We start from the raw sequence: 15114 nt of genomic DNA, 5'->3' as shown, positions 1-15114 counted from the left end.
GAGTTGTCGATTTTTTGTGCCCTACATAGCACTTTTGACACGGCATAGGCATTATTCACCCCCTAACTTAAGGGCAAGAGTATCACGAATTATAGTGTTGAAAGAATTTGCCTAACACAGCTTAATAGCACAAGAAGTAAAGGTAACAAGCTGAATATTTTAAACTCATTCAGCCTGTTACCTGTTTTCTGGAGTTATTCCCACTCTATCGTGGCAGGTGGCTTTCCTGAAATATCGTAGGTAACACGGGAAATACCTGATATTTCATTAATAATACGGTTCGACACATGTCCTAAAAAGTCATAAGGAAGCTGCGCCCAACGCGCTGTCATAAAGTCGATCGTTTCAACTGCACGTAATGCAATAACATATTCATAGCGCCGACCATCACCAGTAACACCCACTGATTTAACCGGTAAAAACACCGCAAATGCCTGACTAGTTTTATGATACAAGTCGTGTTTATATAATTCGCTAATAAAGATGTCATCGGCCAGACGCAATAAATCTGCGTATTCTTTTTTTACTTCACCTAATATTCTTACGCCAAGGCCTGGACCGGGAAACGGGTGACGATAGACCATATCCGATGGTAAGCCAAGCTCCACCCCAATTTGCCGAACTTCATCTTTAAAAAGCTCACGTAAAGGTTCAACCAGCTTTAACTTCATGTCTTTTGGTAAGCCACCTACATTATGGTGTGACTTGATAAGATGCGCCTTACCTGTTTTAGCCCCTGCTGACTCAATAACATCCGGGTAAATGGTGCCTTGGGCCAACCATTTTGCATTGGTTAACTTTGCTGATTCTTCATCAAAAATTTCAACAAATAGATTACCAATAATAATTCTTTTCTCTTCAGGGTCAGAAACACCTTTTAATTTATCAAGGTAGCGTTGTTCGGCATTAACACGTATAACATTAACCCCCATGTGTTCAGCAAACATGGCCATTACTTGATCCCCTTCGTTTAAACGAAGCAAACCCGTATCAACAAATACACAGATCAGCTGTTGACCAATCGCCTTATGCAATAACGCAGCAACAACAGAAGAGTCAACACCACCCGATAAACCTAACACCACTTGTTCGTTACCAACTTGTTCGCGAACAGATTCAATACTACTGTCAATAATGTTTTTTGACGTCCACAATGCCTCACACTGACAAATATCCAAAACAAAGCGACTTAAAATTCGCCCTCCTTGTTTTGTATGCGTTACTTCCGGGTGAAACTGTAGGCCGTAAAAATGTTTATCCTCATCAGCCATACCTGCGATAGGAGCGCTTTCGGTGCTTGCCATCAATTTGAAACCTTCAGGCAGCTCAACCACTTTGTCGCCGTGGCTCATCCACACATCCAACATGCCATAACCCTCTGGCGTGGTATGATCTTCAATATCTCTTAATAACTCTGTATGTCCACGTGCTCGAATACTGGCATAACCGAATTCTTTAACCTCAGATGCCTCAACACGACCACCCATTTGAGCCGCCATTGTCTGCATGCCATAACAAATACCTAAGACAGGCACAGATAATTCAAAAACAATGCTGGGCGCTTGGGGCGCATCACCATTTGTAACAGTTTCGGGGCCACCTGACAAAATGATGCCATTCGCCTTAAAATCGCGAATCGATTGCGATTCAACATCGTATGGATAAATTTCACAATACACACCTATTTCGCGTATGCGTCGAGCAATTAATTGTGTGTATTGCGAACCAAAATCTAAAATTAGAATTTTATGAGAATGGATATCTTCGTGTTGCTGTGTATTCAAACTAAACCTCTTTATTATCGTTCAACACGATAATTTGGTGCTTCTTTGGTAATCGTCACATCGTGGACATGGCTTTCACGCATGCCAGCACTGGTAACTCGAACAAATTTTGCTTTATGCCGCATCTCTTCAATGCTTTCACAGCCGGTATACCCCATACTAGAGCGTAAGCCGCCAATAAGCTGATGTACAATACTGACCATGCTGCCTTTATAAGCCACGCGACCTTCAATACCTTCTGGCACTAGCTTTTCAGTATCACTACTTTCTTGGAAATAACGATCACTTGACCCTTCTTGTTGAGACATCGCTCCTAATGAGCCCATACCGCGATAGCTTTTGTAGGAACGGCCTTGAAATAACTCCACTTCGCCCGGTGCTTCTTCTGTACCTGCAAGTAGGCTACCTAACATTACCGAGCTGGCGCCAGCAGCAATAATTTTTGCCACATCGCCAGAGTAGCGTACGCCTCCATCAGATATAACGGGAATACCCATTCCTTTCAATGCCTGAACAGCATTATCAACTGCTGTAATTTGTGGCACACCAACACCGGCAACGATACGTGTGGTACAAATAGACCCTGGACCAATACCTACTTTAACCGCATCGGCACCCGCATCTGCCAATGCTAAGGCTGCATCAGCGGTAGCAATGTTGCCACCAATAACTTGCAAATCGGGGTAATTCTTTTTTACCCACGAAACACGATCTAAAACGCCCTGAGAATGCCCATGGGCAGTATCAACAATAACCACATCAACCCCAGCATCAACTAGAGCTTCAATGCGTTCTTCTGTTCCATGCCCCGTTCCAACGGCTGCCCCAACGCGAAGACGTTCTTGGTTATCCTTACATGCTTTCGGATAGTCCTTAGCTTTTTGAATATCCTTAACGGTAATCATGCCGCAAAGTTTGAAGTTTTTATTCACCACCAACACTTTTTCAATACGGTGTTTATGCAACAGACCAATGACCTCTTCTTTACTCGCCCCTTCTTGAACAGTAACCAGCTTTTCTTTAGGCGTCATCGCTGATTCAATTAAGCCATCTAGGTGCGTTTCAAAACGTAAATCACGGCTGGTTACAATACCCACAAGGTCTGTGCCATTAACAACTGGAACACCTGAAATATTGTGTTGACGGGTTATTGCAATAACATCTCGAATGGTCGTATCGGACGTAACAGTAATCGGGTCTTTAACAACACCACTTTCAAAACGCTTCACCTTCATTACCTCTAGCGCTTGCTGCTTAACCGTCATGTTTTTATGAATAATGCCGATGCCGCCTTCTTGAGCCAACGCAATGGCTAAACGAGCCTCAGTTACTGTATCCATCGCGGCAGATAGAATAGGAATATTTAGAGAAATGCCACGTGTAAGCTGTGTTGTCAGGCTGACATCACGAGGAAGTACCGTAGAATGAGCTGGCACCAACAAAACATCATCAAATGTTAAAGCTTCTTGTTCGAATCGCATATTATCTCGGGCTTGTCGTAGAAAAAGCAGCTCATTATAAGGTATGCTCCGTTAATAATCATCTAATAGATAGCTTTCCGACATTATGCGCGACAATACACACATTTATACCGTCTCCGAGTTGTGTCGGGAAACACGAATTTTGCTTGAGGGAACATTTTTAACACTCTGCATCGAAGGTGAAATATCTAACTTATCTCGTCCTGTGTCCGGGCATATTTACTTCACCTTAAAAGACGATAAAGCCCAAGTGCAATGTGCCATGTTTCGCGCCCAACTTCGCAAAGTAGGTTTCAAACCAGACAATGGCATGCGCATTACCTTAAAAGCTCGGGTTAGCCTTTATGAGGCTCGTGGAAATTTCCAGTTAATTGCTGAACACATGGAAGCTGCTGGCGAAGGCGCTCTTCGACAACAGTTTGAGATGTTAAAAAACAAACTGTCACTCGAAGGGCTTTATGATGAGCAACATAAAAAACCACTGCCTGAATTAGCCAAAAAAGTCGGCGTTATCACCTCATCCAGCGGGGCGGCTATTCATGATATTTTAACCGTATTAAATAACCGTTTCCCCGCCTTACCTGTGCTGATTTACCCCGTTACCGTGCAAGGCGATGGTGCTAAAAACGAAATTGTAAGTGCCATCAAGTTGGCTAATGAGCGTAAAGATTGTGACGTTCTTATTCTCGCTCGTGGCGGTGGTTCATTAGAGGATTTATGGGCCTTTAATGAAGAAATTGTTGCACGAGCAATTTATCACTCATCTATACCGATTATTAGCGCCATTGGTCATGAAGTAGACTTTACCATCGCTGACTTTGTTGCGGATCATCGCGCCGCCACACCCTCCGCAGCAGCCGAACGGGTCAGCCCTGACCAACACCAATGGCTGAGTCATTTTAATTATTTAGCTAAGCAGTTAACAAATACATTATCGAGTCATTTATCAGATAAAAAACAAACCTTAAATCACCTCCACCACCGATTAAAGCGTTCCCACCCAGGCGCACAATTGCAAGCTCATGCCCAGCGCTTAGATGATTACCATGCTCGTTTAATGCAAACACCTCAACGTGTTTTACAACAGCGAAAACTCCGCCTATCCGAACTACGCGCCCGCCTCTTAAACAATAACCCTAGTCATCAGGCACACGCTTTAGAACAACGGCTAATACGTCTTCAACAACGCTTACCTAAACCAATACAACTGAACTTACAACAAGCACGCTTACGTTTTACCGACTGTAACAAAGGGCTTGAGACACTCAGCCCCTTAGCTACTTTAGCGCGAGGCTATAGCATCAGCAAGCGTGAGGCTGATGGTACAATCGTGAAAAATATTCATCAGGTTGTTTTAGGTGAAAAAATCAATATTCAATTAACGAATGGGGTATTGAAAACCAATATAGAAAGTATCCATGAAAACACTTAACGCTTATGTACTCGCTATTAGCCTTTTGTTTATGCAAACGGCGCACGCTTTCCCTCAACATCATCCCGTACCCGGTGGTATTGCCGTTATTCCACTGAAGTCTCAAACACAGCCGGCCCTCTATTATCAAAATAATAAAGTGTTAACCCTACTTAAAAATAATCAATGGGTGGCTATTGTTGGAATTCCCTTGTCAGCAAAACCTGGCACTCATAAATTGCTAGATCAACAAACGGCTCAAGTCACGACATTTGAAGTTAGCGATAAAACCTACCCAGCTCAATACATTACTTTAAAAAAAACGCCCAAAAATAAACGCATGATCAACCCAAATAAAATGGATATGGAGCGTATCAATCGCGAGAAAAAAACGCTCTCTAAAGCCTTATCTACTTGGTCTGACACGCCCCCACAAGTTGAGTTTAGCTTACCAACGCATGGCCGACTCAGCAGTCCGTTTGGCTTAAAACGTTTTTTTAATAATCAACCGAGAAAACCACATAGCGGCTTAGATATCGCAGCGCCTACGGGCACCCCTGTTACCTCACCAGCTGCAGGCACTATTCTAGACGTCGGGGATTATTTTTTTAACGGCAACACAGTATTGGTTGATCATGGACAGGGGTTGATTAGCGGCTACTTCCATTTAAACAAAACCTTTGTCAGCACAGGAGACACTGTTAAACAAGGGCAAAAAATAGCCGAAATTGGCACCACCGGTCGAGTAACAGGTGCCCACTTGCATTGGAATATTTATCTTAATAAAAGCAAGGTTGACCCTGCATTTTTTATTAGCGACCATATACACAAACTTAGCAAAAACAAGTAATCATCACTATGCATATCAAAGACCTTTGCACTAAATGCGACCATTGGACAATCACCACTATTATCCATGATGGTGAAACAGCCACTTTTACCTGCACACACTGTAAAAATGAATTTGACTTACCTTGGGACACTAACACCAGGTACCTCATTCGTTCAATTCGGCACAGCTTAAAGAAACGTACTAAAAAATATCCTGAGCTTTTAAACCTCAAACACGAAGGCCAGGGTATTAAAATTCAGGAAAAAGCGAGTGACCCTACGGCCTAAGAAGGGTTTAGTTATCGATGTTTAGGTTTGCTTTTTCTTTTCTCTTTTAATTTACTGACTTTGCCTTTTTCGATATTTGTCGCCGACTTCCTTGTTTTTTTAGCATAAGGATTATCCGGCGATTTAAACTCTATCCTTACCGGTGTTCCCACTAACCCTAGCTTTTCTCTAAAGGCATTCATTAAATATCGCTTATAACTACCAGGAACCGACACCGTTTGGTTACCATGAATGATGATGACAGGTGGGTTTTGCCCACCTTGGTGTGCAAATTTCAGTTTAATCCGACGACCACCTACCAATGGGGGTTGGTGAGCTTTGATCGCATTTTCAAGAATTTCGGTTAACCGTGGTGTTGACATATCAATCATCGCAGATCGATATAACGCCCCAATTGATTCAAATAACTTACCGACACCACTGCCATGCAACGCAGAAATAAAGTAACGTTCCGCATACTCAAGAAAACTTAATTTCACATCAATTTGACGCTTCACTTTTTCTCGTTGATCTTCCGACAAGCCATCCCATTTATTTAAACCAATAACCAATGCTCGTCCTGATTCCAGTACCATTCCGAGCAAACTCGCATCCTGATCGGTCACCCCTTCACTCGCATCAATCATGTAAATGACCACGTGCGTGTCATCAATTGCACGTAGTGTTTGCACAATGCTAAATTTCTCAACGGCTTCTGATACTTTTGAACGACGACGAACACCAGCCGTATCAATCAATGTATATTGTTTGCCATCACGTTCAAAAGGGATAAAAACACTATCACGCGTAGTGCCGGGCTGATCAAAAACGACGACCCGCTCCTCACCCAGCAAGCGATTAATCAGTGTCGATTTGCCTACATTAGGTCGCCCAATGACAGCAACCCTGATTCCTTCTCCTGCCAATGTGTCATCAAATGACTCTATTTTCGGCAAAATGTTTGATACATGTCTTAAGAGCTCAACCACACCTCGCCCATGTGTTGCTGCAATCGGCCATGGTTTATCGAAGCCCATTTTATGAAATTCTGCGATATGTGTATTAACATCTAAACCATCAGTTTTATTTGCAACAAGTACGATTTGTTTGCCAAGTTTTCGTAAATTTTGCCCTATTTCTTCATCAATAGGGTGAATACCATGGCGCGTATCAACCAAAAATAAAACCACATCAGCTTCTTCAAGTGCTCGCTCGACCTGCTCTACAGCAACGCCATCAATGCCGTCTGCAGTTGCCGTAATTCCACCCGTATCAACCACTAGAGATTTGATATCTGCACGTTTTACTAACCCATATTGTCGATCACGGGTAAGCCCTGGGTAATCAGCAACTAATGCATCACGTGTACGCGTTAAGTAATTAAATAATGTTGATTTACCGACATTAGGTCGGCCAACTAAGGCAATAACAGGTAGCATCGTTTACTCTTCCGTGACCGACAGAGTGTCCATTCGTAAGGCCGTTATAACACCTTCTATGTCTTGCACATAAATCAAGCCATCATCAATAATAGGCGCTGTAGAAATCGCGACATCACTCACTCTTAAACGTCCAACCAACGCGCCATCCGTGCTATTTATCACATGAAGATAGCCTTCGTAATCAGCCGTTAACAAATAATCTCCAGCTTGAGTAAGGGGTGTTAATTGGCGGTGCTCTAAACTATCCTGTAGCCAATTAATGCTGCCATCATTTTGGTCAGCAGACCATAGGTGGTTATTCACATCAACAACATAAATGGACACCCAGTCTGCAATCATTTTCTTATATGACGACATTTCTGAGCGACGCCACACAATTTGGCCAGACCTTACATCAACGGCTACAACCCCGCCATTGAAGGTGGCTGCATAAATATAACGCTCTCCTGCTAATGGATCTGAATCCACATCTACCATCCGTGATAGTGCACCACGGCCTCTCGCTACGGCAACACTTGTTTCCCAGATCTGCAGACCATCTTTTAATCGCAACACCACCAATTTACCATTAGCATAGCCACAGATAACACCTCCACTTTTAACAACCGGAGAACTGGTACCACGTAAACTTAATGCTGGTACATCGCGAATATACGACCAACGCTCTTCACCGTTTGCAGCATCCAGTGTATTCACTGCGCCATCAACACTACGAACCACAAGAAGCCCATCTGAAAACCTCGGTGTTGACAATACTTCACTAGAGACTTGTGAAGTCCATGCTGTATCACCATCATTTAATTTTAGTGCAACAACATCAGCATCTGTGGTGCCAAAGAAGACATGTTCATAACCCACCTCTAAGCCACCTGAGATCGGAAGTTCAGTTTTGACTTCCCATATTAGTTCACCCGTCATTTGATCTATTGCAAGGACCTTGCCTTTTAAATCCGCTACGAAAAGCTTGCCATCTGACACGACCATTTCAAGCTTCAGGTATTTAGAGCCTTTGCCTTCACTTGCTTTTTGCTGCCAGACAGGTGTAAGGCTAACTTCCTCAACAATTTCAGCCAATTCACGTGGAGGTGCAGACTCATCTTCTTCGGATGTGCTCATCATATCGATAATGCCACTTTCCAAGCTCTTACCGGCCGATTTGGTTTTTTCTACGATTCCCGCACAACCTGCTAAAAAAAGCAGCAAAATAACTAGGCTTAACCGACTCATTTTTCTATCTCTTGTACAGTTTCTGTACCGTCAACAATAGTCGGCGGTCCTAGATCATCCAGTTTTAACTGGATCAACTGGCTATCTAATGTTGCGTTTCTCAATGCTGCCATATAGCCAGATCTAGCTTTTTCTACATTACCCAACTGGCGATATGCATCACCTTTTAATGCCTCGTATTGGCCAATAAATTGTCCTGGGTTAATCCCGTTTTCTCCCGAAATCACTGATTCAAGATCACTCACAACGCCATTCGCATCACCATCAGCCAGTCTAATTCTAAACGCACGTATACGCGCAATATGTTGAAGGGCTTTATTGCCATCCAAATCAGCCACTTTTTCTAGTGATTCAACTGCCGCTTTACGATCACCAGTTTCAAGTTGTGCTTTGGCTTTTTGCAAGCCAGCCAACGCTGCATAAGGTGTATCGCTATAGGTTTTATCAATTTCTTCAGCCAAGACAATTGCCGCTTCAAACGTTGAACTTTCCATTGATTGGGCCAATTGCTGGTAGGCATCTGAAGCTTCCAGCGCATGGTTTTGCTGCTGGCCCTGCCAACTTTGCCAACCAAAAAGGCCTATTAAACCCAACACGACTCCAGCAATAAGTGAACGAGAGTTATCTGCCCACCATTTTTTGATCCGTTCAACCTGTTCTTCTTCTGTTTGATAAGTGTCCATCATCTTTTCCGTTTTAACTGTTATTTTTTAAAAATGCGTCTATTTGATTATTCGGCACTTGTTGTTGTTCTTGTCTGTCACGTAAAAACTTAATACTCACTTTATTTTCTTCAATTTCTGCTTCACCTAGAATGAGCGCGAACTTGGCACCAACCTTGTCTGCCTTTTTAAACTGACTTTTTAAGCTACCATTGCCACAATGAAGAACAATGCCTTCTTCTGGCAATTGATCCCGTAAACGTTCAGCCAATTGTATCGCTTCTTTTCTAGCCGGCTCACCTTGATAAACGATATAAGCCAAGGGTGTTGCTTCAGGCCATTCACGCTGCTCCAACAGCAGTACCAAACGTTCAACGCCCATTGCCAAACCAACAGCAGGGGTTTGCTTACCACCCAGTTGGTCGATCAAACCGTCGTAACGACCACCAGCACAAACAGTTCCTTGTGCACCTAGTGATGTAGTGGTCCATTCAAACACCGTGTGTGAATAATAATCTAAACCTCGAACCAACCGTGGGTTATGTTTAAATCGAATACCTGCATCCATCAAATAGCCTTGCAACGTTTCAAAATGTTGCGTGGACTGCTCACCTAAAGAATCTATTAATTGTGGCGCTGATTCGATTAATGTTTGCATGGCTGGGTTTTTGCTGTCCAATATGCGCAGTGGGTTCGTGGCTAATCGACGTGTGCTATCTTCATCTAATTGTTCTAAATGTTGCTTAAAGTACGCCACCAAAATATCTTTATAGGCTGTCCGCTCTTCGAGCGTACCCAATGTATTAATCTCTAAGGTTAATTCGCTTGCTAAACCAAGGTTTTTCCAGAGTCTATACGACATAAGAATGACTTCAGCTTCAATCTCTGCGCCCGACATACCAAAACATTCAATACCAATTTGATGAAACTGTCGATAACGCCCTTTTTGCGGACGTTCATGACGAAACATAGGGCCTTGATACCATAAACGTTGAACTTGGTTATAAAACAAACCATGCTCTAAACCAGCTCTTACGCAACTTGCTGTTCCTTCTGGCCGCAAGCTCAGTGAGTCTCCATTGCGATCATCGAATGTGTACATTTCTTTTTCAACGATATCGGTCACTTCACCGATCGAGCGACAAAACAAATCCGTACTTTCAACTAACGGCATGCGTATTTCTGAATAACCGTATTGTTGACACACTGTTGACATCGCTTTTTCTAATCGCTGCCACAATGGTGTTTTATCGGGCAAAATATCATGCATACCACGAATGGCTTGTAACTTTTTACTCATTGGCCTTGTGTTATTGTTAACGGTTGAACTTACTTTTTTCTAACAAGCCCATTTCGTGCGAGTCTGGATAAAGTCGTTTTAATTGAAGAATATAACTGGCAACACTATCGCTATCGCCCAGCTTATCTTCTGCTTGAATACCTAACCATAAAGAGGCTGGTGTATGCTTGCTTACTTCTTTAAAGCGCTGCAGATAAGCCCGTACGGATAAGTAGTTCTGCATTTCAAATTTTAATTTGGCCATTTGTAATAATGTCACAGCCGAACGGTTATTTCGCTGTAAGGCCGTACGATAATAGCTTTCTGCTTTATCTAATTGCCCCGCTTTCCATGCACACGTTCCTGCGTTCGTTAACGCCGCCACCGCAGACCGATACAATGGATTTTTAACTGCTATATTAAAGTGTTGATCTGCCAACTCAAATTCATTCATGCTACATAGATAGCGTGCATAATTATTTTGTGCACTTGAGTTCCTTGGGCTTAGAGTCACTGCTTTTTTATAATGTTCACCGGCTAATGATTTTTCGCCTAAACGGTCGTAGAGTACGGCTAGAACGTTATGTGCGTTACTGGAAAAAGGGTCAACATCTATTGCCTTCTTTAGTTTTTCTAACGCCACTTCATTCATCCCTCTTTTCATATATTCCACACCAAGGGATACATAAACATCAGCAGGGCTTTTTTCTGTGCCTTGGATAGATGAGGCGCTATTTTCTTTAACGTGTTGCGGCTGGCAAGCTACAAGGGTAGCCAAAAAACACAGCATTATTATTTGAATAATCCATTTATTCATACCGCGGTTACCCTCTGGTTCTTTAGCTGTCGTTTTGTTTTATCTTTCACCTTGCCAACCAATTGCCCACAAGCAGCATCAATATCGTCTCCACGTGTTTTACGTGTTGTTGTTATCAGTCCAGCCTCTTTCAAGACATTGGTAAACCGGTGGATCGCATTATTACTAGAGCGTTTGTAGTGTGTATTAGGAAAGGGGTTAAAAGGAATCAAATTCACTTTGGACGGCACATCAGCCAATAAGCGCTTTAATTCATGCGCTTGCTCAACCGAATCATTTACGCCGCTTAACATCACGTATTCAAAGGTTATTTTTCGGCGTTTTTCGCCTTTAATATAATACTTACAGGCTTCTAACAACTCAGCAATTGGATATTTTTTATTAATTGGTACTAATTCGTTTCTTAATTCGTCGTTCGGCGCATGAAGAGAAACTGCCAGGCTCGCATCACTCACTTCGGCCAAACGATACATCGCTGGCACAACACCAGAGGTGCTGACTGTGACACGACGTTTGGCTAAGCCGTATGCAAAATCGTCCATCATTAAGTGTAAGGCCGTAACGGTATTGTTGAAGTTAAGTAGCGGCTCGCCCATTCCCATCATCACAACATTTGTTAGATTGGCTTTACCTTTTAGCGCCTTAACCGCCACCCATACCTGCCCAATAATTTCAGCAACAGATAAGTTACGATTGAAACCTTGTGTCGCCGTAGAGCAAAAAGTGCACTCAAGCGCACAACCTACTTGCGATGACACGCATAAGGTACCGCGACCTTCTTCAGGAATAAAAACTGTTTCGATACGGTTTTGCCCATCTAACTCAAGCACCCATTTATAGGTTCCATCATCAGATTTTTGTTCGAAGACTATCTCAGGTACGCGTACCTCAGCAATATCAGCAAGGCGTGTTCGCAACCCCTTGCTGATATTCGTCATTAACTCAAAATCAGAAATGCCTTCTTGATGAATCCATTTCAAAACTTGTTTCGCACGAAATGGTTTTTCACCTATTTCAGTAAAAAATGTTTCCAGACCCTTACGATCTAAATTCAACAAGTTTTGTTTTGAGTTCATCAGTGTTTAACGAAGACGTTCGCACAGTTCATCATCATTAAAGAAGAACTTAATTTCTTCAGCCGCTGTTTCAGGCGCATCTGAGCCATGAACTGCATTTTCATCAATGCTATCTGCAAAGTCTTTACGAATAGTACCTGCTTCGGCTTCAGCTGGGTTTGTTGCACCCATCACTTCACGGTTTTTCAAAATAGCATTTTCACCCTCAAGCACTTGAACCATGACAGGGCCAGAGATCATAAATGAAACCAAGTCATTATAAAAAGGACGCTCTTTATGCACAGCATAGAAGCCTTCTGCTTGCTCACGAGAAAGTTGCAACATTTTAGACGCTACAATTTTTAATCCCGCTTCTTCAAAGCGAGCATAAATTTGTCCAATTACATTTTTTGCAACTGCATCCGGTTTTACAATAGAAAAAGTACGCTCAAGCGCCATAGTATCACTCCAACAATAAAAATTAATTTTAGAAAAACCCGTGTAAATTCACGGTATTAGGTTATCTGACAGCGAACTGTCACAATGTGTGTAGTCTACAGATTACGGCCCTTTCTAGCAATCAGCTAATAAGCCGTAAAAACTATCACGAAGACTAAATTATGCACAGGAAAAAAATTATGGCTCAACGGTAAAACTTTCACCGCAGCCACACGCATCTTTCACATTTGGGTTATTGAACTTGAAGGCAGAATTAATACCTTCCCTTGCAAAATCCAACTCCATCCCATCTAAAAAACTCAACGAGTCTTCATTGATGATGACTTTAACACCATGCATTTCGAAAACAGTATCCTCAGACTCAACTTCATCTGCAAAATCAATGACATAAGAGTAACCCGAGCAACCAGACTCACGAACACCCAATCGTAAGCCCAACCCTTTACCCCGTTTATTCAATTGATCCTGCACTTGCATTGCAGCGTTTTCAGTTAATGTAACAGACATATTTTCCTCAATATTAATAAATACTTACCACCCCTTTGAGTTTATAACTACAAATAGGTTCCTTTACCGACAACTCATAATAAGGCATTCAACGATACGGCTTACACTATATAGCAACCTATCAATAAGCCCATTAAAGCTAATTCTTTCATTAGACAGCATTCTACATGATCATTTTTTTAAGGGAAATCTATCACCTAAGATTGATGACTCTTGGTTAACCTCTGTTGTTTATCTTATACTGCCCCTATAACTCTTCTAATAAACAGCCACTCTTAACACTAAAAAGCATGTTTGATATCGGTTTTTTTGAAATCTGCCTCATTGGTATTATCGCACTACTGGTCATAGGCCCAGAGAAGCTTCCACGTGTAGCACGTACCACAGGCTTATGGCTCGGTAAGGCACGCGGTATGGTAAAAACAGTTAAATATGAAATTGACGAACAAATTCGTGTCGAAGAATTAAAACAATCCGTGGAACGTGCTAAAAACACCCTCGATAACAGTATTTCCGCCCCCATTAAAGAGGTTGAATCATCTCTGGATGAATTACAAAATCAACTCAAAGACCCTAGCGAAAAAAAACCTACAGCACCACCAACCAAATCGGCAAAGTAATAAAAAATAATGCCGTACTTGCCACTAATACAGTAGACAATAGCTCCGTATTCAAACCATAACGCTCGCTTAAAATCATTGTTGCCATCATCGACGGCGTAGCTGCTACCAAGACCGTCGCATGTATTGTTTTAACATCTGTCATGGTTGCATTTGCTGTAAAGTAAACGACCGCTGGGACGACAAGTAGCTTTACTGCTGACGCCAAAATAGCAATGCCTTTGTGCTTCCTTAGGCTACCAAATGAGAGCGACATCCCCACGACCAACAACATACCCGACATCGTAATATTTCCCAGCATCGTGGTGCCCTTTTGAAGAAACAGCGGCAAACTAATGTCATAAATATTCATCAAAATTGCAACAACAAAGGCCCATATGGGCGGCAGGCTTAATAATGATTTAATAAACCTTAACGGAGTTTGCTTTTGCTCGTTATTATCACCCCATTCTATCGCTATCCACAAACCAACAATCCACAACATTGGTGTAATGACCATAATATCGACATAAATAGCGAACCTTGCGGCCTCGTCACCTTGCATCGCCTGTAGTAACGGCACTCCCAGAGAAATAATATTCCCTAAACCACAAACCAACATTAACGCGCCCAGTTCAGGTTTACCCAAACCTTGACGTTTTAACCAAGGGTAGAAAACCCAACACGCAAGCATGCCAACAACAATACCTACATTTGATACCATCGGAGCACTAAAAATGTCTCCCGATAGGGTCACATTAGGAATAACAGAAAAAATAAGTGCCGGGTAAAACAGATTAATCACCAAGGTACTGATGACACGCCGAGTTTCATGTAATGTAAGACCCGCAGGCTCCCAATACCTCAGCAAAACACCCATTAATATAATAAATGCACTTGGTAGCAGTGCCGCATTAACTTGATCAAATATATCAGCCATTACCTCTAACCCTTAAATATACCTCAAATCAATCATACCTTAAAAAACACCTACAAAGTGTGTAGACAAAAAAAAGCCCCGCATTAAGCGAGGCTTTTTCATACGAATAGAAACTTAAGCTGTTACGTTTACAGCTTGTGGGCCTTTAGGGCCATTCTCTACGTCGAAGTTCACTTGCTGACCTTCGTTTAATGTACGAAAACCTTCGCTAGCGATAGCTGAGAAATGTACGAATACATCTTTGCTGCCATCTTCTGGAGTAATAAAGCCGAAGCCTTTAGATTCGTTGAACCACTTAACTGTTCCTGTTGCCATGATAATACCTCAATAAAATTAAAATTAAAAAATGTTAC

Annotated in this window: 16 protein-coding genes; 4 read left to right on the top strand and 12 right to left on the bottom strand. The window is 42.2% G+C overall.

Annotated features, from left to right (window positions below; translation table 11 throughout):
• Positions 1-194 precede the first annotated feature (194 nt).
• Both guaA and guaB read right to left on the bottom strand, forming a co-directional pair.
• Positions 195-1784, bottom strand: coding sequence for a glutamine-hydrolyzing GMP synthase (gene guaA / locus KUG63_RS02440; protein ID WP_020932895.1), 1590 nt, complete (start codon positions 1782-1784; stop codon positions 195-197).
• 14 nt (positions 1785-1798) lie between these two features.
• Positions 1799-3265 (bottom strand): IMP dehydrogenase, encoded by a 1467-nt coding sequence (gene guaB, locus KUG63_RS02435; protein ID WP_015005424.1) that lies wholly within the window; start codon positions 3263-3265, stop codon positions 1799-1801.
• An 85-nt stretch (positions 3266-3350) separates the two neighbouring features.
• Here guaB and xseA point away from each other — a divergent pair, with 85 nt between their 5' ends.
• From xseA to KUG63_RS02420, 3 genes are read left to right on the top strand one after another with little or no spacing between them, the layout of a single operon-like run.
• Entirely contained in the window at positions 3351-4697 is a 1347-nt protein-coding gene (gene xseA / locus KUG63_RS02430) for an exodeoxyribonuclease VII large subunit (protein ID WP_015005423.1), read from the top strand.
• The gene (locus tag KUG63_RS02425) at positions 4684-5526 is read left to right on the top strand and encodes a peptidoglycan DD-metalloendopeptidase family protein (protein WP_020932896.1); all 843 of its coding nucleotides are present in this window, start codon (positions 4684-4686) and stop codon (positions 5524-5526) included. The genes xseA and KUG63_RS02425 overlap by 14 nt, the downstream gene beginning before the upstream one ends.
• An 8-nt stretch (positions 5527-5534) precedes the next feature.
• Positions 5535-5795 (top strand): hypothetical protein, encoded by a 261-nt coding sequence (locus tag KUG63_RS02420; RefSeq protein WP_015005421.1) that lies wholly within the window; start codon positions 5535-5537, stop codon positions 5793-5795.
• A gap of 11 nt (positions 5796-5806) precedes the next feature.
• Here KUG63_RS02420 and der read toward each other — a convergent pair whose 3' ends face one another.
• The 8 genes from der to iscA all read right to left on the bottom strand — a co-directional run bounded on the left by der (position 5807) and on the right by iscA (position 13222).
• Entirely contained in the window at positions 5807-7213 is a 1407-nt protein-coding gene (der, locus tag KUG63_RS02415; RefSeq protein ID WP_287553914.1) for a ribosome biogenesis GTPase Der, read from the bottom strand.
• 3 nt (positions 7214-7216) lie between these two features.
• Positions 7217-8443, bottom strand: coding sequence for an outer membrane protein assembly factor BamB (bamB, locus tag KUG63_RS02410; protein ID WP_015005419.1), 1227 nt, complete (start codon positions 8441-8443; stop codon positions 7217-7219).
• Positions 8440-9129, bottom strand: coding sequence for a YfgM family protein (locus KUG63_RS02405; protein WP_287553912.1), 690 nt, complete (start codon positions 9127-9129; stop codon positions 8440-8442). The genes bamB and KUG63_RS02405 overlap by 4 nt, the downstream gene beginning before the upstream one ends.
• Positions 9130-9139: 10 nt before the next feature.
• Positions 9140-10405, bottom strand: a complete 1266-nt coding sequence (hisS, locus tag KUG63_RS02400; protein WP_277642031.1) for a histidine--tRNA ligase — start codon at positions 10403-10405, stop codon at positions 9140-9142.
• A 16-nt stretch (positions 10406-10421) separates the two neighbouring features.
• Positions 10422-11201, bottom strand: coding sequence for a type IV pilus biogenesis/stability protein PilW (gene pilW / locus KUG63_RS02395; protein ID WP_020161891.1), 780 nt, complete (start codon positions 11199-11201; stop codon positions 10422-10424).
• Positions 11198-12277 carry a 23S rRNA (adenine(2503)-C(2))-methyltransferase RlmN gene (gene rlmN, locus KUG63_RS02390; RefSeq protein WP_287553910.1) on the bottom strand — a complete coding sequence of 360 codons (1080 nt, stop codon included), beginning with the start codon at positions 12275-12277 and terminating at the stop codon, positions 11198-11200. Before rlmN ends, pilW begins: the two co-directional genes overlap by 4 nt.
• 6 nt (positions 12278-12283) lie before the next feature.
• Positions 12284-12715, bottom strand: a complete 432-nt coding sequence (gene ndk / locus KUG63_RS02385) for a nucleoside-diphosphate kinase (RefSeq protein WP_015005414.1) — start codon at positions 12713-12715, stop codon at positions 12284-12286.
• 177 nt (positions 12716-12892) lie between these two features.
• A complete protein-coding gene (gene iscA, locus KUG63_RS02380; RefSeq protein ID WP_287553909.1) occupies positions 12893-13222 on the bottom strand; it encodes an iron-sulfur cluster assembly protein IscA in 330 nt (109 codons plus the stop codon).
• A 290-nt stretch (positions 13223-13512) separates the two neighbouring features.
• On the opposite strand from iscA, the gene tatB reads away from it, so the two are divergent.
• On the top strand, positions 13513-13842 hold the full coding sequence (tatB, locus tag KUG63_RS02375; protein ID WP_020161890.1) for a Sec-independent protein translocase protein TatB: 330 nt from the start codon (positions 13513-13515) through the stop codon (positions 13840-13842).
• Here tatB and KUG63_RS02370 read toward each other — a convergent pair.
• Both KUG63_RS02370 and KUG63_RS02365 read right to left on the bottom strand, forming a co-directional pair.
• On the bottom strand, positions 13811-14761 hold the full coding sequence (locus KUG63_RS02370; protein WP_287553906.1) for an AEC family transporter: 951 nt from the start codon (positions 14759-14761) through the stop codon (positions 13811-13813). The genes tatB and KUG63_RS02370 overlap by 32 nt on opposite strands.
• Positions 14762-14875: 114 nt before the next feature.
• Entirely contained in the window at positions 14876-15076 is a 201-nt protein-coding gene (locus KUG63_RS02365; protein ID WP_015005410.1) for a cold-shock protein, read from the bottom strand.
• Positions 15077-15114: the final 38 nt, after the last annotated feature.

The organism is Cycloclasticus sp., assembly GCF_019090545.1.
Lineage (GTDB): Bacteria > Pseudomonadota > Gammaproteobacteria > Methylococcales > Cycloclasticaceae > Cycloclasticus > Cycloclasticus pugetii.
The sequence above is the reverse complement of the archived record's forward strand: the minus strand, read 5'-3'. Positions and strand labels throughout refer to the sequence as shown.